Origin of the sequence: Kineococcus deserti (assembly GCF_050871945.1) — a bacterium.
Classification (GTDB): Bacteria; Actinomycetota; Actinomycetes; order Actinomycetales; family Kineococcaceae; genus Kineococcus.
The window spans coordinates 37,382-59,013 of sequence record NZ_JBJLSI010000032.1 but is presented as its reverse complement, the minus strand read 5'-3'; the positions used below and the strand labels follow the sequence as shown (position 1 = coordinate 59,013).

The window sequence follows — 21,632 nt, the reverse complement described above, 5'->3', positions numbered from 1 at the left end:
CGGTGACCTCGCGCGCGATGACCGGGTACGCGGTGACCTCGCGCGCAAACCCCTGTCCGCGCCCGGTGCGGCGCGCGGTGACCTCGCGCGCGATGACCGGGTACGCGGTGACCTCGCGCGCAAACCCCTGTCCGCGCCCGGTGCGGCGCGCGGTGACCTCGCGCGCGATGACCGGGTACGCGGTGACCTCGCGCGCAAACCCGGCCGCGCGGCGGTTGCGCAGCCCCGGGCCACCTCCCAGACTGCCCGTGATCAAGGGCGGTCGTCGGGGACCGCCCGGAGGGGAGGGCTCGATGCCGCAGGTCGTCTCCGTGGGGGCGCACATCGCCGACGCCCTCGGCTGGCCGTTCACGCAGGTCCCGCCGGGGCAGCAGCTGGCGATCCTGGAGCAGATCCGCTTCACCGTCGCGGGCACCGCGGCCGCACCGTCGGTGAACCTGGCCAAGCTCGGGGTCGACGTCGCCACCGTGGGCCGGGTGGGCGCCGACACCATCGGCGACTTCGTCCGCACCACGATGTCCGGGTACGGCGTCGACACCACCCACCTCGTCACCGACCCCGAGCTGCAGACCTCCGCGAGCCTGCTGCCCATCCGCGCCGACGGCTCCCGGCCGGCGCTGCACGTCATCGGCGCGAACGCCGGGTTGCGCGAGGAGGACGTGCCGTGGGACGTCGTGGAGCAGGCGCAGGTGTTCCACCTCGGCGGGTTGTTCGTCCTGCCCGGGATCGACGGGGAACCGGCGGGCCGGATCCTGCGCCGGGCGAAGGAACTGGGCCTGACGACGACGGTCGACCTGCTCGCCAGCACGCGCCCGGACGCCCGGGAACTGCTCGAACCCGTCCTGCCGCACGTCGACTTCCTCCTGCCCAACGTCGAGGAGGCCGGCTGGATCACCGGCGCCGAGGACCGGTCGCAGATCGCGCGGTGGTTCCACGACCGCGGGGTGGGGTGCACGGTGCTGACCCTCGGCGGCGACGGGGTCGCGGTGGCCCGTCGTGGAGAACCCGAGACGGTGCTGCCCGCGTTCGACGTCGACGTCGTCGACAGCACCGGCTGCGGGGACGCCTTCACGGCGGGTTTCATCTCCGGCCTGCTCGACGGCCTGGACCTCCTCGAGGCCGCCGACCGCGGCCTGGCCTGCGGCAGCCTCGTCGCGACGGGGCTGGGTTCGGACGCCGGGATCGTCGACCTCGCGCAGGTCGAGGAGTTCCGCACCCGCACCCCCCGGGCGGCCTGAGGTGTTCGAGGCCGAACGCCGGGAGGTCGTCGAGTTCGCGCGACGTGCGGTGCGCGACGGCCTCGTCGTCGGCACGTCCGGGAACGTCTCCCGCCGGGTGGGGGAGTTCGTCGTGGTGACGCCCAGCGGCACCGGCTACGACACGATGACCGCCGCCGACGTCCCGGTGGTGGACCTCGACGGCGACGTCGTCGAGGGCGGGCTGGAACCCACGTCGGAACTGCCGTTCCACCTCGCGGCCTACCGCGACCACGGCGCCGGCGCCGTCGTGCACACCCACTCCCCGGCCGCGACGGCGTTGTCGCTGCTGCGCGACGACGTTCCCCCCGTGCACTACCAGATCGCGATGTTCGGCGGGTCGGTCGCCGTCGTCCCGTACGCGACGTTCGGCAGCGACGAGCTGCGCGACAACGTGTCGGAGGGGTTGCGGGGCCGCAGCGCGGTGGTCCTGAAGCACCACGGGACCGTGACCACCGGCGCCGACCTCGCGAGCGCCTACGACCGCGCCCGGCAGCTGGAGTGGTTGTGCGACGTCTGGTTGCGGGCCGGCGCCGTGGGAGTTCCCGCGGAACTGTCCGCCGAGGAGATCGACCGGGTGCTGCCGAAGTTCGCCACCTACGGCCGCGCACCCCGGTGAGCAGCCGTGGCAGGGTGGCGTCATGGAACTCATCGCCGTCACCGGAGCCACCGGCCACGTCGGCGGCCGCGTCGCCCGCGGTCTGGCCGCGGCGGGGGTGCCGCAGCGCCTCGTCGTCCGCGACGCCGGCCGCGCTCCCGACCTCGAACGCGCCGACGTCCGGGTCGCGACCTACGACGACGGTGAGGCCCTGCGGCACGCCTTCGACGGCGCCGACGTCCTGTTCTTCGTCTCCGCGGCCGAGGACGCGGACCGCCTGGACCAGCACCGCACCGTCGTGGAGGCCGCGGCGGCCGCGGGGGTGCGGCGCGTCGTCTACACCTCGTTCCTGAACGCCTCCCCCGACTGCACCTTCACCTTCGGCCGCGACCACCACGCCACCGAGCAGATGCTGACCGCGGCCCGGTTCACCACGACGTTCCTGCGCGACAACTTCTACCTCGACGTCCTCCCCGAGTTCGTCACCGACGGCGTCCTGCGCGGGCCGGCCGGGAACGGCCGGGTCGCGGCGGTCGCGCGCGCCGACGTCGCCGAGGTCGCGCTGGCGGCCGTGCTGGACGAGGCCCACGGCGGGCGCAGCTACGACCTCACCGGACCGCAGGCGCTGACCTTCCGCGAGATCGCCGAGACGATCTCGCGGGTCCGGGGAACCCCCGTCGAGTTCGTGGACGAGACGGTCGAGGAGGCGTACGCCTCGCGGGCCGGATCCGGTGCGCCGCAGTGGATGGTCGACGGCTGGGTCAGCACGTACACCGCCATCGCGGGCGGCGAGCTCGAGGTCGTCACCGACGCCGTGCGCACCGTCACCGGCCGCCCGGCCCGCAGCCTGGAGGACGTGCTCAGCGAGGGCTGAGGGACCGCGTCAGGACCCGGTTGCGGCCGGCCGCCTTCGCCGCGTACAGCAACTGGTCGGCCTGTCGCAGCAGTTCCTCGGCCGGCGGTGCCGACGTCGCGCGGGTCAGGACCGCGCCGACCGAGACGGTCACCCGCAGGCCGGCCGCGAGGTCGTCCCACCCGGCCTCCTGCACGTTGCGGCGCAACCGGTCCAGCCGCTGGTGCAGGCCGAGGCCGAGGTGGTCGACCCGGTCGGGCGCCGGCAGCACGCAGACCAGCGCGAACTCCTCCCCGCCGATGCGGGCCAGGACGTCGCGACGGCGGACCTCCTCGCGCAGGAGGACGCCGAGGCGGCGCAGCACCTCGTCGCCCACGCCGTGCCCGAACGTGTCGTTGACCACCTTGAAGTGGTCGACGTCCAGCAGGCACACGCACACCCAGTCGCGGTCGCCGACGTCGGCCAGCAGCGCGGGCAGGGTGGCGTCGAAGGAGCGCCGGTTGTCCAGGCCGGTGAGGGGGTCCTCGCGGGCCTGCCGTCCCAGGACCGCGGCCTGCGAGCGCAACTGCTCCAGTTCGACCGTCTGGCCGAGCAACCGGGCACGCACCTCGGCCGTCTCGGTGCGCTGCCGGGTCTCGAGTTCATGGAAGCAGCGGTAGGAGGCCAGCGCCTCGCGGAACTGCTCCAGCTCCTCGTGGCAGCGGGCGCTGAGCTGGTGCGCGCGGGCCAGGACCCCGGCGTCGGCCACCTCGGTCGCCAGCCCGACGACGGCGGTGAACCGGCCGAGTGCCTCGCCGAACTCGCCCCGCCGCAGCGCGTCCATCGCGAGCGCGTCGAGGACGCCGAGTTCCAGACCGCGGTACCCGTGGCGGCGGCTGATGGCCATCGACGCCGCGAGCGTCGCCTCGGCCTGCCCGGGGAGGTCCAGGTAGGTGGACAGGCTGCCGGCGTTCAGCATCGACAGCGCCTGCCGGTACGGGTTGTGCGCCTCCTGCGCCAGGACGAGGGCCTGCTGCGACAGGTCGATCCCGCGGCGCAACCGCTCGGGGGAGACGGACAGCCCCGAGTAGGCCATCTGCAGGACCAGGTCGGCGGTGTTCGTCAGCAGGCAGAACCGCGTCTCGCTGGAGACCGAGCCCGTGGACAGGCCGACGGCGAGTTCCTCGGCGGCCCGGTCGAACAGCCCGACGGCCTCCTCGAAGTCGCACATGGCCGTGCGGACGGTGCCGGCCCGGTTGTACGTGGCCGAGCGCAGTTCGGCGTCGTCCAGGGTCACCGCCCGCTCGAGGCTGCGCTCGATCGACTCCAGGGCCTCGTCGAACAGCGCCAGGTTCAGGTAGGCGAAGGACAGCAGGTTCAGCGCCTCCACCTGGGCGGCGCGGTCGCCGCACCGTTCGGCGACGGTGAACGCCTCGTTGCCGGCGCGGGCGGCGTCCTCCAGGTCGCCCAGGCGCAGGGCCTGGTTGCACACCAGCCGCAGGGCCAGGGACAGCGCGGCGTCGTTCCCGGCCGCGGTCGCCAGGACGGCCGCCTCCTCGGCCAGCCGGCGGCCCTCGCGGTAGTCCCCGCGACCGCGGGCGGTCTCCGAACGCGCGAGCAGGGCGGAGGTGTCCGTCCCCCCGCCCTCCGCAGCCCGGTCGGCCGCACGCTCCGTCAGCACGGGGAGAGCATCGACCGCGCAGCGTGCACCTTGACGGTCCCCACCCCGAACGGACCTAGCGTTGAGCGCGTGAGCCCCTCCGCCCTGCGCAGCACCCTGGAACGTCTCGACGGCGGTCCCTACGCCCGGTACCGGTCGCTGACGGGCCGGGGCTGGGACCTCGTGCCGGGCCTGACGGTCACGCTGCGGCACGCCCAGGCCGACCCGTTCGCGCCGCCGTCGCGCTGGGAGGTCCGGTTCGACCGGACGCCCTTCGCCGCGCTCGGCCTGGCCGCTGCGGCCCGGCGTCGCGCGCTGGCCGGGTTCCTCGCCCGCTCCGCCGCCGCCCCGCGCAGCCCGTTCCGCATCGACGCCGGTGGACAGGAGGTGTTGCAGCGCAGCAGCTTCGAGGTCGCCGCCGACGGGTCGGCCGTCCTGCGGTTCGGGTACCACCTGCCCGGCCCGCGGCGGCGCGTCGACGCACCGACCGCGGTGGCCGACCTCACCCGGGCGCTGCCGGACCTGCTGCGCGAGCACGTCCTGGGCGTGGACCTGCAGCAGGCGCGGGACTTCTGCGACGTCGTCGAGGACACCGTCCACCTGCGCTCCGCGCTGCCCGGGCTGGGCCTGGTCGCCTTCGTCGCCGACGGCGCCGTCCTGCCCCGCGCCAGCGGCGTCGACGACCGGCCGCTGCGCGAGGCGGTTCCGTTCGCCTCCCCGGAGGCGTTGCGGGTGCGGGTCGACCTCCCGCACCGCGGCCCCACGACGGGGATGGGCATCGCGCACGGCGTGACGGTCGTCGTCGGCGGCGGCTTCCACGGCAAGTCGACGCTGCTGCGGGCGCTGGAGGCCGGCGTCCACGACCACGTCCCCGGCGACGGGCGTGAGTTCGTCGTGACCCTCCCCGACGCCGCCGCGATCCGCGCCGAGGACGGCCGCGCCGTCACCCGCGTCGACGTCGGCGCCTTCGTCACCGGCCTGCCCGGCCGCCTGGACCCGCACGACTTCTCCACCGCCGACGCCTCGGGGTCGACGTCGCAGGCCGCCGCGACGCTGGAGGCGCTCGAGGCGGGATCGCGGCTGCTGCTGGTCGACGAGGACACGGCCGCGACCAACCTCATGGTCCGTGACGCCCGCATGCAGGAACTCGTCGCGAAGTCGTCCGAACCGCTGAACCCGTTCGTCGACCTCGTCCGGTCGCTGGCCGACGACCACGGCGTCTCGACGGTCCTGGTCGTGGGCTCCTCGGGGGACTACCTCGACGTCGCCGACCGGGTGCTGCTGCTGGAGTCCTACCGGTGCAGCGACCTCACCGACCGCGCCCGGCAGGTCGCGACCCGACCCACCGGCCGCGTCGCCGAGGCCGGCACCTTCCCCGCCGTGCGGGCGCGGGTCCCCGACCCGCGCAGCGTCGACCCGACGGTCGGGGGCCGGCGCCGCATCTCCGCCGTCGGCACCGACACGCTGCGCTTCGGCGAGCACGACGTCGACGTCCGCGCCGTGCGGCAGTTCACCGATCCGGGCCAGGTCACCGGCGCCGGGCTGGCCCTCGACCACGCCGTCGCAGCCGGCCACCTCGACGGCCGGCGCTCGCTGCCGGAAGTCCTCGACCTGCTCGACGCCGACCTCGCCGGCCCGCCGGCCGACTGGGCCGGTGGCGCCGGCGCCGGCTCCCTCCCCGACCTGGCCGTCCCGCGGCGGCACGAGGTCGCGGCCGCGCTGAACCGGCTGCGGGCGTTGCGGGTGGTGGGCTTGCGCTGACGAGGCAGGGCGACGGGGCGGACCCCGCACCCGATCGGCCGAGCCAGGACGCGAGATCACGGGCCGATGCCCTGCGGGTGAGTTCCCGCCCGCCGCTGCCACGCGTCCGAGCCGGGGCGGTGGTCGCCGGTCTGCTGGCGGTCGGTGCCGCCCTGGTGCCCGGCGTCGCCGGGCACGACGCCGCCGTCCTGCTGTGCGTCGCCCAGCTGGTGGCGGTCGCGGTGCTGTGGTCGGGTGCCTCGCAGGGCGACCGCGGTGAGTTCGCGGTCTGGCGCTGGTGGGGTGCGGCCGTCGCGGTGCTCTCGACCGGCCCGGTGGTCAGCCTGGTGAGCGGGGTGCAGAGCATCAGCCTCGTCGGCGTCTGCGCGCTGGCGTCCACGCCGCTCATGTACCAGGCCCTCGTGCGCTGGAACCGGTTCCGGACGTACGTCTCCGATCCCGGCGACTGGCTGAACGGCGTCAGCGCCGTCCTGGCGATCACCGCGGCCGGGCTCATCGGCCAGAGCTGGTCCGGTTTCCTGCCCGCCGGCTGGCCGTCCTGGCAGGTGCAGCTGTGGCTGGCGATCTTCGCCGCGCTGGTGATCGTGCTGGGCACGGCCGCCACCGTCGCGGGCGTCGGGGGCCTGTCCCGCGACCCCCGGATGTGGACCGTCATGGCCGCCCTGCTCGGGCTCATCGTGCTGAGCTGCACCCTGCGCGGGGACGCCGACGACGCGCTGCACGGTCAGGCCGGGTGGACGCTGGCGTGCCTGGTCATCGCCTGGGCCTCGACCCGCCCGAAGCGGTCGGTGCCCGTCGCGGCCACCAGCCAGGCACCGGCCGTCGGCGCGCTCATCGTGCTCGCCCTCGCCGTCGCGGCCCTCGCCGCCGACGGCCACCAGCAGAGCTGGGCGGCGACGCTGTACGCCTGCGGCGCGGTCCTGGGGATCAGCGTCCGCGTCGTGCACCTCGTGCGCGAACTGGCCCACCTGGCCGAGTCCCGCCAGCAGGCCGTCACCGACGAGCTCACCGGCACCGGCAACCGCCGCGCGCTGCTGCGCGAGCTCGACGTCCTGGTCGGGGAGGGGCGCGCCGCGGCGCTGCTGCTGTTCGACGTCGACCACTTCAAGGAGGTCAACGACCGGCACGGCCACCACGCCGGTGACGACCTGCTGCGCCGCATCGTCGCCACCGCGGGCCGCGTCCTGCCCGCCGACGCGCTGCTGACCCGCATCGGCGGCGACGAGTTCGCCGTCCTGCTGCCGGGCCGCGACGAGGAGCAGGCCGCCGGAGTGGGACGGGCCGTGCACGAGGCCGTCGTGCGCGAGGTCGAGATCGGGTTGTCGGTGGGCGTGCGCTCGATCGCCGCCGGCGGTGTCGACCCCGACCGGCTGCTGCGGCAGGCCGACACGGCCATGTACTCGGCCAAGACCGCCGGCGGCGGCGTCAGCGTCTACGACTCCGCCGTCGACGCGCGGCTGCGCGACCGCGCCGGGCTCGCCGACGACCTGCGGGTCCTCCTCACCGGCGGTGGGGAGCGGATGCGCCGCGAGGTCGTCGTGCACTACCAGCCGCAGGTCGACGTGGCCTCGGGCCGGGTCGTCGGGGTGGAGGCCCTCGTGCGCTGGCAGCACCCGGTGCGTGGCCTGCTGCCGCCGGGACGCTTCCTCGACCTCGTCGAGGAACTGGGTCTCGTGGACCAGCTGACCGTCCACGTCCTGGACCGCGCCGTGGCCGACGCGGCCGGCTGGCGGCACGACGGGCTGCCGCTGCGGATCTCGGTGAACCTGTCGGCCAGCACCCTGCAGCACCCGGACCTGCTCGCGCTGGTCGACGGGGTCCTCGCCCGCAGCGGGCTGGCCGCGGGCCGTCTCGTGCTCGAGGTCACCGAGACGACGCTCATGGCCGACCCCGACCTGGCGCTGGCCGTCACGCACGGACTGACGCGCCGCGGGGTGCAGCTGAGCATCGACGACTACGGGACGGGCTACTCCTCCTTGGCCTACCTGACCGACCTGCCGGCCACCGAGCTGAAGCTGGACCGCGCGTTCACGGTGCGGGTCCTGGGCGAGGCCCGGACGGCCGAGATCGTCGAGGCGACGGTCGCGCTGGCGCACCGGCTGGGTCTGCGGGTGGTCGCCGAGGGCGTCGAGGACGAGGCCACCCGGGTGGTGCTGGGCGGGCTCGGCGTCGACGAGTCGCAGGGCTACCTGCACGCCCGGCCGCTGCCGCCGGCGGAGTTCGGTCGGTGGCTGGCGGCCGTGCCGTGCCCGGGCCGGATCGCCGGGCCGGACGGCGGGGGGAGCTTCAGGCCTCGCTCAGTTCCTCGGTGACGATGGCGATGTGCTCGCGGACGTTGCGCTCGGCGTCGGCGCCGTCCCCGCGGGCGATGGCGCGGGCGGCGGCCAGGTGCGCGCCGAGCGTGCCCGGCGCGGGGTCGGCCGGCGTGAGGCCGCGGCGGGTGCGCCCGACGAGGATCTCGCGCACCGGGCCGGCGAGTTCGGCGTAGAGAGCGTTCCCGCTCGAGGCGAGCAGCAGCGTGTGGAAGTCGATGTCGACCTGCAGGTACTCGGGGGAGTCCCCGCGGCCGGCGCGGCCGAGGCGGTCGAGCTCGGTGGCCAGCCGCACGAGTTCGGCCCGCTGGGTGCCGTCGGCCCGCTGGGCCGCCAGGCGCGCGGCGACCGGTTCGAGCGCGGCCCGCAGCTCCATCAGCTCCACCAGGTGCGCCCGCCGCAGCGGCCCGTCCAGGGTCCAGCGGATCGTCTCGGCGCCCAGCACGTGCCAGGTGCTGCGCGGCTGGACGGTGATGCCGACGCGGCGGCGCGAGCGCACCAGGCCCAGCGACTCGAGCACGCGCACGGCCTCGCGCGCGACCGTCCGGCTGGTGCCGGTCTCGGCCTCGATCGCGGCCAGTGTGATCACGGCGCCGGCGGGTAGATCACCGGAGGTGATGCGGCGCCCGAGCGCGTCGAGCACGCTGCTGTGCGTGCGCGAGGCGGCGCTGGAGCCGGTCATTCCCCACCCGTCCTGGAGGTCGTCACCCCGCCGTCGGAACACCCCACGCGAAGTGTTTGGAAAAGTACTACCTTTGGTGGCACGCTGCCCCGGCCAGCACGGCGTGGGCGGCCGACCACGTGCATCGACGCAGCCTACTGAGCGTCCTGACGACTCTCCGTGCGGTGGCGTGACCCGCGAAGTTCAACGAAGAAGGACGTTCATGGACAACTGGACACAGACGCTGGGAGCCGGTCCGCTCCTGGGCATCGCAGCGGGCGCCATCGCCCTGATCCTGGTGCTCGTCATCGTCTTCAAGCTGCACGCGTTCCTGACGCTGATCATCGTCTCGGCGCTCACCGCCATCGCCACGGGCATCCCGACGAGCGAGATCGCGAACACGCTGATCAGCGGTTTCGGCAGCACCCTGGGCACCGTCGCGCTGCTCGTCGGCCTCGGGGCCATGCTCGGCCGGCTCGTGGAGTCCTCCGGCGGCGCCAGGGTCCTCGCGGACAAGATGATCGAGGTGTTCGGCGAGAAGCGGGCGCCGTTCGCGCTCGGCATCGCCTCGCTCATCATGGGCTTCCCCATCTTCTTCGACGCCGGTCTCATCGTGATGCTGCCGATCGTCTTCGCGGTCGCCCGCCGCATGGGCGGCCGCTCGCTGCTGCTGTACGGCATCAGCGCCGCCGGTGCGTTCTCGGTGATGCACGTCTTCCTGCCCCCGCACCCGGGTCCCGTCTCGGCCACCGACCTGCTGGGCGCCAACATCGGCATCGTCCTGCTCGCCGGCCTGATCGTCGCCTTCCCGCTCTGGTACGTCTCGGGCTACCTGTGGGCCAAGGTCGCCAACGCGCGCAACCCGCTGCCCGTGCTGTCGCTGTTCGGGGACGAGAAGGACGACGTGCAGGCGGAGAACCCGCCCAAGGCGAGCACGGTCATGCTCATCCTCGCCGTGCCGCTCGTGCTCATCCTCATGAACACGCTGTTCACCACGCTCGGCACCTTCGGCGCGGTCGACACCGAGAACCCCGTCGTCCAGGCGCTCGTGTTCGTCGGCACCAGCTCGATCGCGCTGCTCATCAGCGTCCTGGTCGCCGCCTTCGTGCTCGGCCGCGCCCGCGGCGTGCGGGGGTCGGCGCTGGAGAAGACGCTGGAGAGCGCGCTCGGCCCCATCTGCTCGGTCGTGCTCATCACCGGCGCCGGCGGCATGTTCGGTGGCGTGCTGCGCACCTCCGGCATCGGCGACGCGCTGTCGCAGACGCTGGGCGACCTGGGCCTGCCCGTCGTCGTCGCCGCCTGGCTCATCGCCGCCATCCTGCGCCTGGCGCAGGGCTCGGCCACCGTCGCGCTCGTGACGGCCGCGGGCCTCGTGGCGCCGGCCGTCGCCGCGGCCGACTACAACCCGGTCCAGCTGGCCGCGGTCGTGCTCGCCACCGCCGCCGGTTCGGTGTTCGCCGGGCACGTCAACGACTCGGGCTTCTGGCTCGTCGGCCGCCTCATGGGCATGGACGTGAAGACCACGCTGAAGACCTGGACGGTGCAGCAGGCCATCGAGTCCTTGATGGGGTTCGCGCCGGGGGTGATCGTCTAGCGGGTGGGCGCCGCGCTCTGCCCCCCGGCGGCCCGGATCCCCCCGGTCCGCGCCGCCACCCCGTACCCCGACGACCTCCGCAGGAGCAGCAAACCCGTGACCGACCTCTTCGACCTCACCGGCAGGACCGCGCTCGTGACGGGCTCCTCGCGCGGACTGGGCCAGTCGCTGGCCCTGGCGCTGGCCCGCGCCGGGGTGCGGGTGACGCTGCACGGCCGCGACACCGCCGCCCTCGCCGCCAGCGCCGAGCTCCTCGAGCGCGAGACCGGCTCGCGCCCGGGCACCGTCGCGTTCGACGTCACCGACTCCGCCGCCGTCGAGGCCGCGATCGGCGGACTGCTGGCCGAGCACGGCGTCCCCGACATCCTGGTCAACAACGCCGGACTGCAGCGCCGCGCGCCGTTCACCGAGTTCGCCGTGGCGGACTGGGACGCGATCATCGCCTCGAACCTGTCGGGCGTCTTCTACGTCTCGCGCTTCGTCGCCCCCGGCATGGTCGAACGCGGCTCCGGCAAGATCATCAACGTGGCGAGCGTGCAGTCGATGCTGGCCCGCCAGACCATCGCGCCGTACTCGGCCTCCAAGGGCGGTGTCGCCCAGCTGACCCGCGGCATGGCCGCCGACCTGGCCCGGCACAACGTGCAGGTCAACACCATCTCCCCGGGCTACTTCGCCACCGAGATGAACACCGCGCTGTGGCAGGACCCCGAGTTCGACACCTGGCTGCGCCAGCGCACCCCCGCCCAGCGCTGGGGGCGGATCGAGGAGCTGCAGGGCACGCTCGTGTACCTGGCCTCGCGCGCCAGCGACTTCGTCTCGGGCCAGAACATCTTCGTCGACGGCGGGATGACGAGCGTCGTCTGACGCTCCCCGTCCCCCGCCCCCCACCCCGAAGGAGAACGGCGTGAAGGTCGTCCAGATCGACGGCAAGCTCACCCTCGCCCAGCGCGAGGTCCCCACCCCCGAACCGGGTGAGGGGCAGGTGCGCATCCGGGTCGACTACGTCGGCATCTGCGGCTCGGACCTGCACTACTACTTCGAGGGCGCCAACGGCGCGTTCGTCGTGCACGAACCGCTGGCCCCCGGCCACGAACTGTCCGGGCGCGTCGACCTCGACCCCAGCGGCCGGTACGCGCCCGGCACGCCCGTCACCGTGCACCCGGCCCGGTTCGGCACCCCCGAACGCGGGGTCGAGGACGAACCCCACCTGTGGCCCGGCGGTTCCTACCTCGGCAGCGCCTCCACCACCCCGCACACCCAGGGCGCCCTGGGCGAGTACCTCGTCGTCGAGGCCGGCATGGTCCGGGAACTGCCCGCCGACCTGCCGCTGGACCTCGCGGCGCTCGCCGAACCGCTGGCCGTCTCCCTGCACGGCGTCACGCGCGCCGGGGACGTCACGGGCGCCCGGGTGCTGGTCTCGGGCGCCGGGCCCATCGGCCTGCTCACCGCGGCCGCCGCCCGTGCACGCGGCGCCGCCGAGGTGACCGTGGTGGACCTGCTGACCGAACCGCTGGAACGGGCGGAGGCCGTCGGTGCCGACCGCGTGCTGCGCATCGGTGTCGACGAGGTCCCCGCCGGGGAGTTCGACGTCGTGTTCGAGTGCTCGGGTGCCGCCCCGGCCGTGAGCGCCGCCTTCGTCGCGGCCCGTCGCCGCGGTGTGGTGGTGCAGATCGGGATGATGGCCGACGAGCCGCGCCCCATCAACCTCGCCCCGGCGATCTCCAAGGAACTGGCCGTCCTGGGCGTCTTCCGGTTCAAGGACGAGATCGACGAGGCCGTCCGGATCCTGGCCTCCACGCCCGCGCTCGCCGCCGTGATCACGCACGTGGTCGACGCCGACGAGGCGCAGCGCGCGTTCGAGATCGCGAAGGACTCCAGCGTCAGCGGCAAGGTGCTCGTCGCGACCTGGCCCGAGCGTGGCTGACCCGGTGGTGCCCGTGGTGATCGGCCTGGACCTGGGGACCACGAGCACCAAGGCCGTCGCGTTCACCACCGACGGCACGCAGGTCGCGCAGGCCTCGCACGGTTACCCGCTCGCCACGCCGCACCCCGGGCACGCCGTGCAGGACCCCCAGCAGATCCTGACCGCCGCGCTGGCCGCGGTGCGCGACGTCGTCACCGACCTCGGGGCCGAGCGAGTGGCCGGCATCTCCTTCTCCTCGGCCATGCACAGCCTGCTCGGCCTCGACGCCGACCTGGTGCCCCTCACCCCCGTCGTCACCTGGGGCGACACCCGGGCGCACGCCCAGGCCGAGCAGTTGCGGCAGACCACCGGCGGGCTCGCCCTGCACCGCCGCACCGGCACTCCCGTGCACCCGATGTCGCCACTGACCAAGCTCATGTGGTTCCGCGACGTCGAGCCCAAGACGCACGAGAAGGTCGCGTTCTGGGTGGGCATCAAGGACTACGTCCTGCTGCACCTGACCGGCCACCTGCTCGTGGACCACTCCAACGCCAGCGGCAGCGGACTGCTGGACATCCACCGCCTGCAGTGGGACGACGAGGCGCTGGGCCTGGCCGGCCTCACGATCGAGCAGCTGCCCGAACTCGTCCGCACCCGCCACGTCGTCGACGGCCTGCTCGACGACGCCGCCCGGGCCACGGGGCTGCCGCTCGACACGAAGGTCGTCGTCGGCGCGGGCGACGGGCCGCTGGCCAACCTGGGCGTCGGCGCGGTCGAACCGGGGGTCGCCGCCTGCTCGATCGGCACCAGCGGGGCGCTGCGCGTGGCGGTGGAACGCCCGGCCGTCGACCCGCAGGGCGGGGTGTTCTGCTACGCCCTCACCGAGGACCGCTGGATCGTCGGGGGCGCCATCAACAACGGCGGCGCCACCCTCGACTGGGTGCGCGACGTCGTCGCCCCCGAACTGGCCGGCGCCGGGGCGGCGGAACTGCTGGAACTCGCGGCGCGTGCGCAGCCGGGTTCCGGCGGGCTGATCATGCTGCCGTACCTGCTCAGCGAGCGCGCCCCGCACTGGAGCGCCCTGCCGACCGGCGCCTACGTGGGCCTGACGCGTTCGCACCAGCGCGAGCACCTCGTCCGGGCCGCGCTGGAGGGCGTCTGCCTGCAGCTGGCCGTCGTGCTGCAGTCGATGCGCGCGGCCGGGCTCGACGTGCGCGAGGTGCGCGCGACCGGTGGGGTGACCCGCAGCGACCTGTGGCGCGACGTGCTGGCCGCCACCTTCGGGATGCCGATCGGGTTCGCCCAGGGGCAGGAGGGGTCCGGGTACGGCGCCGCGATCCTGGGCATGGACGCCCTCGGGCTCATCGCCTCGATCGACGTCGTGGCCGACCAGATCCCCGTCGAGGAGACCCTGCGCCCCGACCCCCGGTCCTCGGCCGTCTACGCGCAGCTGCTGCCGACGTTCGCGGCGCTCTACGACGCGCTGGTGCCGACGTTCTCGCGGCTGCGCCGCCTCGGCCCGTCGCTGCCGGTGGAGCTGTCGACGGACCGGTGAACCGAGGCCCCGGCGACGGCCGGTGCGCGGTCGAGGACGCCGAGCAGGTCCGTGCCGTGTCGGTGGAGCGGGTGGGCCCGGCGGTGGGGCGGTTGCCGTTCGAGGCGTTGGATGCCCTCGACGATGCCTTGCGGCTGCACCTGGCCTCGTGAGGCCGGTGACGAGAGCGACCCTCGTCGCGGGATGTGCGTGATGTCGGGTGCGGCATCCACGATCGGTGCAGCCACCTGCTGACACGCCGTGGCAGACAGCTCGGAACCGGGGTGTCACGAGACGGGCGCACCGATCGTGCGCACCCGCAGCGCCGCAGCGGCCGGAGGGGTTGAGGCGGGACCCGTGGTCGTCGGTGCGGCCGTGGGACCGGGACCGGGGCCGCGCGGTGCGGTGGGCCGCGGCCCCGGGTGAGGCCGTCGGGGCTACTTCTTCCCGAGCGTCGGCGTCGTCCCGCCCGACTGCGCGGCCAGCAGGTCGCGGATCTCGGTGAGCAGCAGGACCTCCTCGGTCGGGGCCTTGGGCTCGGCGACCTCGCCCTTCTTGCGCAGCGTCAGCAGGCGGTTCACCGGCGTGAGGATGGCGAAGTAGATGACGGCGGCGACGATGAGGAAGTTGAGGACGGCGCTGACGATCGTGCCGAACTGGATGCCGACCTCCGTCCCGTCCTCGAGCGTGCGCAGCGGCAGGATCCAGGTCCGGGACAGGTCGGGCGCACCGCCGATGGCGGCGATGATGGGGTCGATGAGCCCCTCGACCACCGACGTCACGATCCCCGTGAACGCCGCCCCGATGACGACCGCCACGGCGAGGTCGATGACGTTGCCGCGCAGGATGAAGTCCTTGAAACCCGTGATGATCTTCACGGCCGTCCCCTCGTGTGGCTGTCCGGTCCATGTCGAACACTAGGGTCGCCGCCGGCCCGACGATCGTCGGGCTGGGCGCCGCGGGGGCGAGCCTGGCCTGGCGGCTGCTGGACGCGGGGCTGCCGTTCGAGGTCGTCGAGGCGCCCCGTGGGGCAGCCGTCCGCAGTCCCGACCGCACCTGGAGCACCTGGGGCCCCGCCGGCCCCGGCCCCTTCGGGCACCTCGTCGCGGCGCAGTGGCCCCGGATCCGCGTCGTCGCCCCCGACGGTGCGGCCGTGACCGCGGACCTCGGCACCTGGCGCTACCGCATGCTGCGCTCGGGCGACCTCGACCGGGCCGTGCGCGAGCGGCTGGAGCGCGCCGGGGTTCCGGTGCACGAACGGGTCGTCGACGACCCGGCGACCGTTCCGGGGCCCGTCGTCGACACCCGCCCGGTCCCGGTCCCGCGCACCGGCCGGACGCTGCTGTGGCAGCACTTCCTGGGTCACCGGATCCGTACGCGCGCGGCCGCGTTCGACCCGCGCACCGCGACGCTCATGGACTTCCGCACCGCCCAGCCGGCCGGTGGGGTCGCCTTCGGGTACGTGCTGCCGACCTCGCCGACCGAGGCCCTCGTGGAGTACACGGAGTTCTCGGCGCACCTGCTGACGCCGCAGCAGTACCGCGAGCGGCTGGGGGAGTACCTGCAGCGCAGCGCGATCGGCGCGCACGAGGTGCTCGGCGCCGAGACCGGGGTGATCCCCATGACCGACGCCGCCTTCCCGCCGGCGGCGCAGGAGGGGGTGCTGCGCTGGGGGGCGAACGCGGGGTCGATCAGGCCGTCGACCGGCTACTCGTTCACCACGCTGCAGCGCCAGGCCGACGACCTCGCCGCGCAGGTGCGGCGGGGTGGGCCGCTGCGCCTGCCGCGGCCGCACCGCCGTCGTCACCTGCTCATGGACTCCCTCGTCCTGCAGGCGCTCGCGACCGGCCGCGTCGACGGGGCGCAGTTCTTCGTGGACCTGTTCCGCCGCAACCCCGTCCACCGCGTGCTGGGGTTCCTCGACGGGACGACGAGCCCCGCGCAGGACCTCGCGCTCATGAACACCGCCCCCCGCACCGCGATGCTGCGCACGGTGCTCAGGCGTTGAGGACGGCTTCGACCTCGAGTTCGAGGTCGACCTTGTCGGAGACGACGAGGCTGCCGTTGTCGAGGCGGGCGTCGAACTCGATGCCGAAGTCGCGGCGGTTGATGGTCGTCCTGGCCGAGAAGCCGATCCGCGTCTCGCCCTCGGCGCCGGGGCCGATGCCGGAGACCTCGACGGTCAGGGTCACGGGCCTGGTGGTGCCCTTGAGGGTCAGTTCGCCGGCCACGAGGAAGTCGTCGCCGTCGTGGGTCAGCGAGGTGGAGCGGAAGGAGGCGGTCGGGTGCTTGTCGACCTCGAAGAAGTCCCCGCTCTTGATGTGCCCGTCGCGCATCTCGTTGAAGGTGGTGATCGTGGTGACGTCGACCTCGGCCGTCACGGAGGAGGCCGCCGGGTCGTCGCTGGTCACCAGGGCGCCGGAGACGGTGCCGAGGCGACCGCGCACCTTGCTGACGGCCATGTGCCGCACGGTGAAGGAGATCTCGGAGTGGACGGGGTCGATGGTCCACGTGCCCGCGACGTAGCCGGGGACCGCGGGCAGCGTGCCCGTCGCCGTCGCCGTCGTCGTGTCCGCGTCCTTGGTCCTGCCGCCGAACCAGCCCATGGTGACCTCCGGTAGATGTTTGCAGCTTCAAGCTCTTGGGGACACCGTACCCCCCAGTTGCTTCAACCTGCAAGCATCTCGTCAGACCACTGTCCCCCGTTCGAAGAACCAGGTGACGACCAGCGCACCGGGGTCGACGTTCCCGTCGACAGCGGTGTGCCGGGTTCCGTTGCCGGCCGCGCGGTAGGCCGCGTGCAGCGCCGCGACGGCCGGGACACCGGCGACGTCGGCTCCGGCGAGTGCGTCGGCCGCGGGGGCCATGGCGTCGACGAGGGACCCGGCACCCGGCGCCGGCGCCCCGGCGCGCTGCACGGCGAAGACGCCCGCCCAGGCCGCGTCGGCCAGTTCGTGGGTGCCGACGGCCCGCCCGCAGGACCGGGCGAACTCGGCGAACCACGGGGACAGCAGGGTGGGTACCCCCGCCACCGAGGCGAACCCCAGCGACGCGGCCTCGAACACCTCACCGGCCAGCTGCGGGGGCCTCTCGCGCAGGACCTCCTCGACCGCGGCCACCGCCAGCCCCATCTCCGGTCCCAGGCCGTGCAGCTCCTCCGCACGGTCGGACAGCTGCTGGGCGAAACCCCGCCACCAGGCCAGGGCGCGGTCCAGGTCCAGGTCGGCGGCGCGGGTGCCCGCGACCGGTTCGACCCGCCGGCCGTCCTGGCGCAGCTCGAGCTCGTCGAGCGGGTTCGTCGTGCCCTTCGTCTGCGTGCTGTGCTTCACGATCCATCTCCTCGTCCTCGAGGGTGGTCCACGTCCGGGGAACGAGCGTGGCACTGGGGTGCGGTGATCGCCAGCCGTAGGGTGAGGCCGTGACGGTGGTGCTGCGGCGGCTCGACGAACCCGACTGGGAGCGCTGGCGCGACCTGCGGTTGCGCATGCTGGCCGACACCCCCAAGGCCTTCGCCGAGGCCCTCGAGACGGCCCGCCGGCACGACGAGGCGACCTGGCGCCACCGCGTCCGGCGCACCCGCGAACCGGGCAGTACCACCGTCGTCGCCGTGGACCCCGGGACCGACCGCTGGGTCGGGACGATGGGGGCCTTCACCGACCCCCGCGAGGGCGTCTTCCTCGTCTCGGTGTTCGTCGACCCGCAGTACCGCGGGGCGGGGGTGGCCGACCGGTTGCTCGAGGAGGTGCTGCGGTGGGCCCGGTCCCGCCCCGGGGTGGACGGCGTGACGCTGCACGTCCACGAGGAGAACCTGCGGGCGCAGGCCTTCTACCGACGCTCGGGCTTCGTGGACACCGGCGTCCGCGTGCCGTACAACCTCGACCCCTCGCAGCGTGAACTGGAGATGCGCGTGACCTTCGAAGCCCCCGGCCTGGAGCTGCCCGACGTCCTGGACGCCGCCCGGCAGATCCACGGTGTCGCCCACCGCACGCCGGTGCTGACCTCGCGGCGCCTGGACGCCCACGCCGGGGCGGGGGTGTTCCTGAAGGCGGAGAACTTCCAGCGCGTCGGGGCCTTCAAGTTCCGTGGGGCGTACAACGTGGTCTCGCGGCTGACGCAGGGCGAACTCGGCCGCGGCGTCCTGGCCTACTCCTCGGGCAACCACGCCCAGGCCGTGGCGCTGTCGGCCTCGATGGTCGGCGCGCGCGCCGTCATCGTCATGCCCGCCGACACCCCGGCCGCCAAGGTCGAGGCGACGAAGGGGTACGGCGCCGAGGTCGTGTTCTACGACCGGTACACGCAGGACCGGGTCGCCCTGGGCGGCGCGATGGCCGCCGAGCGCGGGATGACGATCGTCCCGCCCTACGAGCACCACGGGATCATGGCCGGGCAGGGCACTGCGGCCCTGGAGCTGCTCGAGGAGACCGGTGCGGTCGACACCCTGCTGGTCCCCGTCGGCGGGGGCGGCCTGATGGCCGGCAGCTCCACCGTCGCGCGGGGCCTGCACCCGGCCACCCGCGTCGTCGGGGTGGAGCCGGAGGCCGGCAACGACACGCTCCTGTCGCTGCGGGCGGGACGCCGGGTGCGCATCGACGTCCCGCGCACGATCGCCGACGGGTCGGCGGCCGAGACCCCCGGTGAGCTGACGTTCGCGGTGAACTCCCGCCGCGTCGACGACGTCGTGCTGGTCAGCGACGCCGAACTGCGCGCGGCGCTGGTGTACGCCTTCGACGTGCTCAAGGTGGTCCTGGAGCCGTCGGGGGCCTGCGCGCTGGCGGCCGTGCTGTTCGGCAAGGGGTTCGCCCCGGGGCAGCGGGTCGGCGCGATCCTGTCCGGCGGCAACGTCGGCGTCGCCCGGTTCCGGGAGCTGACGGGACCCGACCAGGAGATCGCCGCCATCTAGAAGGTCACTGGCAGTAGTGATTTGGTGCTCAAGGCGCGCTGGGGGGCCGCCGATGCTCGGGATGTCGGTGACGTTCCGTCTCGACCACCGCCCGAGAAGGAGCACCGCCGTGACCAGGTCCCGTTCGCTCGCCGCCGTCCTGCTCTCCGGCGCCGTCCTGCTCGGCGGGGCCGTCGCCACTGCCCCGGCCGCCTCCGCCGCCGTAAAGCCCGCGGCGAAGCCCGCCGCCGTGAAGCCCGCCGTCACCACCGTGCAGAAGGCCGCCGCGAAGACGGCGGCGAGCGCCGCCGTCCAGGGCGGTCACCTGCGCGGCGTCTCCGCGGGTCACCTCCGCTCCACCTCCGCCGGCCACCTGCGCTGACACGCGGGAGCCGGCCCGGACTGCCTCCCGAGCCCGACAGGAGCAGGATGGGGGCATGGCCCGGATCGAGGACTACGCGCTGATCGGTGATCTGCACACCGCAGCGCTCATCGACCGCACCGGCAGCATCGACTGGCTGTGCTTCCCGCGGTTCGACTCACCGGCGTGCTTCGCGGCCCTGCTCGACTCCCCGGAGTCGGGGCGATGGCGGCTCGGCCCCAGCGGGGGCGCGACCGCCAGCCGCCGTCGCTACCGCGGCCACTCCCTGGTCCTGGAGACCGAGTGGGACACCCCCGACGGCACCGTCCGGGTCACCGACTTCATGCCGCCGCGCGGCAACCACCCCGACGTCATCCGCGTCGTCGAGGGCCTCGAGGGTGAGGTCCGGATGAGCTCCGAGCTCGCGCTGCGCTTCGACTACGGCTCGATCGTGCCGTGGGTCCGCCGCCGCGGGGACGAGCTGGAGGCCGTGGCCGGCCCCGACTCGGTCTGGTTCTGGAGCACCGTGCCCATCGAGGGCCGTGACCTGACCAGCGTCTCCGACTTCGTCGTCCGCGAGGGCGAGCAGGTGCCGTTCGTGCTCACCTGGGGCAAGAGCCACGAGGAGATGCCGCACCGCCCCGACCCCTTCCACGCCCTGGACGACACCCTGGCCTTCTGGCGGGACTGGAACCGGTGCGAGACGGTCGAGGGCCACTGGGAGGAGGCCGTCACCCGCTCGCTGGTGGTGCTGAAGGCCATGACCTACGCCCCCACCGGCGGCATCGTCGCGGCCGTGACGACGTCGCTGCCCGAGGAGATCGGCGGCAACCGCAACTGGGACTACCGCTACTGCTGGCTGCGCGACGCCACCTACACGCTGCAGGCGCTGCTGCTGTCGGGCCACGTCGAGGAGGCCTCGGCCTGGCGCGACTGGCTGCTGCGCACCGTCGCCGGCGACCCCGGTGACCTGCAGATCATGTACGGCCTCGACGGCGCGCGGCGGCTGCCGGAGATGGAGCTGCCCTGGCTGAAGGGCTACGAGGGCTCCACACCGGTGCGCATCGGCAACGAGGCCGTCGACCAGCTGCAGCTCGACGTCTGGGGCGAGGTCCTGGACAGCCTGTTCCTGGCCCGGCAGGCCGGGCTGGAGCGCGGGCACGACTCGTGGAACCTGCAGAAGGCGCTCATGCACCACCTCGAGGCGCGCTGGCAGGAGCCGGACAACGGCCTGTGGGAGATGCGCGGCCCGCGGCGGCACTTCACCCACTCCAAGGTCATGGCCTGGGTCGCGGCCGACCGGATGGTCCGCAGCGTCGAGGAGTTCGGCCTGCCGGGGCCGGTGCAGCGCTGGCGCCGGGTGCGCGACGAGATCCGCGCCGACGTGCTGGCCAACGGCGTCTCGCCGACGACGGGCACCTTCACCCAGTCCTACGGGTCGGAGAACCTCGACGCGAGCCTGCTGCTCATCCCGCGCGTGGGGTTCCTGCCCTTCGACGACCCCCGCGTCGTGGCCACCGTCGAGGCGATCCAGCGCGACCTCACCGAGGACGGTTTCGTCCTGCGCTACCGCACCGAGGAGTCGGCCGACGGGCTGCCCGGTTCGGAGGGCGTCTTCATCGCCTGCTCGTTCTGGATGGTCGACGCCCTGCACGGGATCGGCCGCAACCAGGAGGCCCGGAACCTGTTCGAGCGGCTGCTGGCGCTGCGCAACGACGTCGGGCTGCTGGCCGAGGAGTACCACCCGATCACCAAGCGCCAGCTCGGCAACTTCCCGCAGGCGTTCAGCCACTTCCCGCTCGTGGTCGCCGCGCACCACCTCACCAACGGCGAAGCGGTGCGCAGCGACGACGTCGAGACCCACGAGGTGCTGCCCGACTCGGCGTGAGGCCTCAGCCCTCGACGCTGACGTCGACCCGGTCGGGGTGGAACGCGACGTGGCCGGCGATCTCGGCCACGGCCGGGAAAGCGTCCTCGTACGTCCACACCGCGTCGGTGAGTTCCGTCCCGTCCACCAGCAGCGAGTAGTACGACGCCTCGCCCTTGTACGGGCACCAGGTGTGCGTCCCGGTCCGCTGCAGGTACCTCCCGTCGACGTCGGCCAGCGGCAGGTACTGCACGCCGGGGTAGGTCGACTCCTGCAGCGTCAGCGCCGCCGTCGTGTCGGCGACGACGGTGTCCCCGACGCGCGCGACGACGCGGCCCGCCGTCGGGGTGGTGGTGATGGGGTGGTCGGGACCGGGTTCGAGGTGCTCGCGAACAGTCATGACGGGCCAACCCG

21 protein-coding genes and 1 pseudogene are annotated in these 21,632 nt (G+C 73.9%); 15 read left to right on the top strand and 7 right to left on the bottom strand.

Annotated elements, in window-relative coordinates:
• On the bottom strand, positions 1-256 hold a 256-nt coding region (locus ACRYR2_RS20150; protein ID WP_432564672.1), incomplete at its 3' end, for a hypothetical protein.
• Positions 257-293: 37 nt separating this feature from the next.
• Here ACRYR2_RS20150 and ACRYR2_RS20145 point away from each other — a divergent pair.
• The 3 genes from ACRYR2_RS20145 to ACRYR2_RS20135 are packed head-to-tail and all read left to right on the top strand — an operon-like array spanning position 294 to position 2,728.
• A complete protein-coding gene (locus ACRYR2_RS20145; RefSeq protein WP_432564671.1) occupies positions 294-1,238 on the top strand; it encodes a carbohydrate kinase family protein in 945 nt (314 codons plus the stop codon).
• A 1-nt stretch (position 1,239) separates the two neighbouring features.
• Positions 1,240-1,875, top strand: a complete 636-nt coding sequence (locus tag ACRYR2_RS20140; protein ID WP_432564670.1) for a class II aldolase/adducin family protein — start codon at positions 1,240-1,242, stop codon at positions 1,873-1,875.
• 22 nt (positions 1,876-1,897) lie between these two features.
• The gene (locus ACRYR2_RS20135) at positions 1,898-2,728 is read left to right on the top strand and encodes an NmrA family NAD(P)-binding protein (protein WP_432564669.1); all 831 of its coding nucleotides are present in this window, start codon (positions 1,898-1,900) and stop codon (positions 2,726-2,728) included.
• Here the strand turns inward: ACRYR2_RS20135 and ACRYR2_RS20130 are convergent.
• On the bottom strand, positions 2,715-4,367 hold the full coding sequence (locus ACRYR2_RS20130; protein ID WP_432564668.1) for a GGDEF domain-containing protein: 1,653 nt from the start codon (positions 4,365-4,367) through the stop codon (positions 2,715-2,717). The two genes, ACRYR2_RS20135 and ACRYR2_RS20130, sit on opposite strands and share 14 nt — an antisense overlap.
• Before the next feature lie 69 nt (positions 4,368-4,436).
• On the opposite strand from ACRYR2_RS20130, the gene ACRYR2_RS20125 reads away from it, so the two are divergent.
• Together ACRYR2_RS20125 and ACRYR2_RS20120 are read left to right on the top strand one after the other, a co-directional pair.
• Positions 4,437-6,107 carry a P-loop domain-containing protein gene (locus ACRYR2_RS20125; RefSeq protein WP_432564667.1) on the top strand — a complete coding sequence of 557 codons (1,671 nt, stop codon included), beginning with the start codon at positions 4,437-4,439 and terminating at the stop codon, positions 6,105-6,107.
• 77 nt (positions 6,108-6,184) lie between these two features.
• Positions 6,185-8,419, top strand: coding sequence for a putative bifunctional diguanylate cyclase/phosphodiesterase (locus ACRYR2_RS20120; protein ID WP_432564666.1), 2,235 nt, complete (start codon positions 6,185-6,187; stop codon positions 8,417-8,419).
• On the opposite strand, the gene ACRYR2_RS20115 is transcribed toward ACRYR2_RS20120, so the two are convergent.
• Complete coding sequence (locus ACRYR2_RS20115; RefSeq protein WP_432564665.1) at positions 8,394-9,101, bottom strand: FadR/GntR family transcriptional regulator; 708 nt, start codon at positions 9,099-9,101, stop codon at positions 8,394-8,396. The two genes, ACRYR2_RS20120 and ACRYR2_RS20115, sit on opposite strands and share 26 nt — an antisense overlap.
• A 202-nt stretch (positions 9,102-9,303) precedes the next feature.
• On the opposite strand from ACRYR2_RS20115, the gene ACRYR2_RS20110 reads away from it, so the two are divergent.
• From ACRYR2_RS20110 to ACRYR2_RS20090, 5 genes are all read left to right on the top strand, one after another.
• Positions 9,304-10,674 carry a GntP family permease gene (locus tag ACRYR2_RS20110; protein WP_432564664.1) on the top strand — a complete coding sequence of 457 codons (1,371 nt, stop codon included), beginning with the start codon at positions 9,304-9,306 and terminating at the stop codon, positions 10,672-10,674.
• 96 nt (positions 10,675-10,770) lie between these two features.
• A complete protein-coding gene (locus tag ACRYR2_RS20105; protein ID WP_432564663.1) occupies positions 10,771-11,538 on the top strand; it encodes an SDR family oxidoreductase in 768 nt (255 codons plus the stop codon).
• A gap of 40 nt (positions 11,539-11,578) precedes the next feature.
• A complete protein-coding gene (locus ACRYR2_RS20100; RefSeq protein ID WP_432564662.1) occupies positions 11,579-12,598 on the top strand; it encodes a zinc-binding dehydrogenase in 1,020 nt (339 codons plus the stop codon).
• The gene (locus tag ACRYR2_RS20095; RefSeq protein WP_432564661.1) at positions 12,591-14,132 is read left to right on the top strand and encodes a gluconokinase; all 1,542 of its coding nucleotides are present in this window, start codon (positions 12,591-12,593) and stop codon (positions 14,130-14,132) included. The genes ACRYR2_RS20100 and ACRYR2_RS20095 overlap by 8 nt, the downstream gene beginning before the upstream one ends.
• Positions 14,129-14,284, top strand: coding sequence for a hypothetical protein (locus ACRYR2_RS20090; protein ID WP_432564660.1), 156 nt, complete (start codon positions 14,129-14,131; stop codon positions 14,282-14,284). Before ACRYR2_RS20095 ends, ACRYR2_RS20090 begins: the two co-directional genes overlap by 4 nt.
• Before the next feature lie 264 nt (positions 14,285-14,548).
• On the opposite strand, the gene mscL is transcribed toward ACRYR2_RS20090, so the two are convergent.
• Positions 14,549-14,989, bottom strand: coding sequence for a large conductance mechanosensitive channel protein MscL (gene mscL, locus ACRYR2_RS20085; protein ID WP_432564659.1), 441 nt, complete (start codon positions 14,987-14,989; stop codon positions 14,549-14,551).
• A 29-nt stretch (positions 14,990-15,018) separates the two neighbouring features.
• On the opposite strand from mscL, the gene ACRYR2_RS20080 reads away from it, so the two are divergent.
• A complete protein-coding gene (locus ACRYR2_RS20080; RefSeq protein WP_432564658.1) occupies positions 15,019-16,119 on the top strand; it encodes a lycopene cyclase family protein in 1,101 nt (366 codons plus the stop codon).
• Here the strand turns inward: ACRYR2_RS20080 and ACRYR2_RS20075 are convergent.
• Complete coding sequence (locus ACRYR2_RS20075; protein ID WP_432564657.1) at positions 16,109-16,717, bottom strand: YceI family protein; 609 nt, start codon at positions 16,715-16,717, stop codon at positions 16,109-16,111. The two genes, ACRYR2_RS20080 and ACRYR2_RS20075, sit on opposite strands and share 11 nt — an antisense overlap.
• Before the next feature lie 81 nt (positions 16,718-16,798).
• Entirely contained in the window at positions 16,799-17,440 is a 642-nt protein-coding gene (locus ACRYR2_RS20070) for a DAK2 domain-containing protein (RefSeq protein WP_432564656.1), read from the bottom strand.
• An 89-nt stretch (positions 17,441-17,529) separates the two neighbouring features.
• Between ACRYR2_RS20070 and ACRYR2_RS20065 the strand changes: the two are divergent.
• The 4 genes and pseudogenes from ACRYR2_RS20065 to ACRYR2_RS20050 form a co-directional block, all read left to right on the top strand.
• Positions 17,530-17,958, top strand: a pseudogene (locus tag ACRYR2_RS20065) (GNAT family N-acetyltransferase); the annotation flags it as partial.
• Positions 17,959-18,012: 54 nt separating this feature from the next.
• The gene (locus ACRYR2_RS20060; RefSeq protein WP_432564675.1) at positions 18,013-19,011 is read left to right on the top strand and encodes a pyridoxal-phosphate dependent enzyme; all 999 of its coding nucleotides are present in this window, start codon (positions 18,013-18,015) and stop codon (positions 19,009-19,011) included.
• 109 nt (positions 19,012-19,120) lie between these two features.
• On the top strand, positions 19,121-19,372 hold the full coding sequence (locus ACRYR2_RS20055) for a hypothetical protein (RefSeq protein ID WP_432564655.1): 252 nt from the start codon (positions 19,121-19,123) through the stop codon (positions 19,370-19,372).
• A 55-nt stretch (positions 19,373-19,427) separates the two neighbouring features.
• Complete coding sequence (locus ACRYR2_RS20050) at positions 19,428-21,239, top strand: glycoside hydrolase family 15 protein (RefSeq protein ID WP_432564654.1); 1,812 nt, start codon at positions 19,428-19,430, stop codon at positions 21,237-21,239.
• A gap of 4 nt (positions 21,240-21,243) precedes the next feature.
• Here ACRYR2_RS20050 and ACRYR2_RS20045 read toward each other — a convergent pair whose 3' ends face one another.
• Positions 21,244-21,618, bottom strand: coding sequence for a DUF427 domain-containing protein (locus ACRYR2_RS20045; protein ID WP_432564653.1), 375 nt, complete (start codon positions 21,616-21,618; stop codon positions 21,244-21,246).
• Positions 21,619-21,632: the final 14 nt, after the last annotated feature.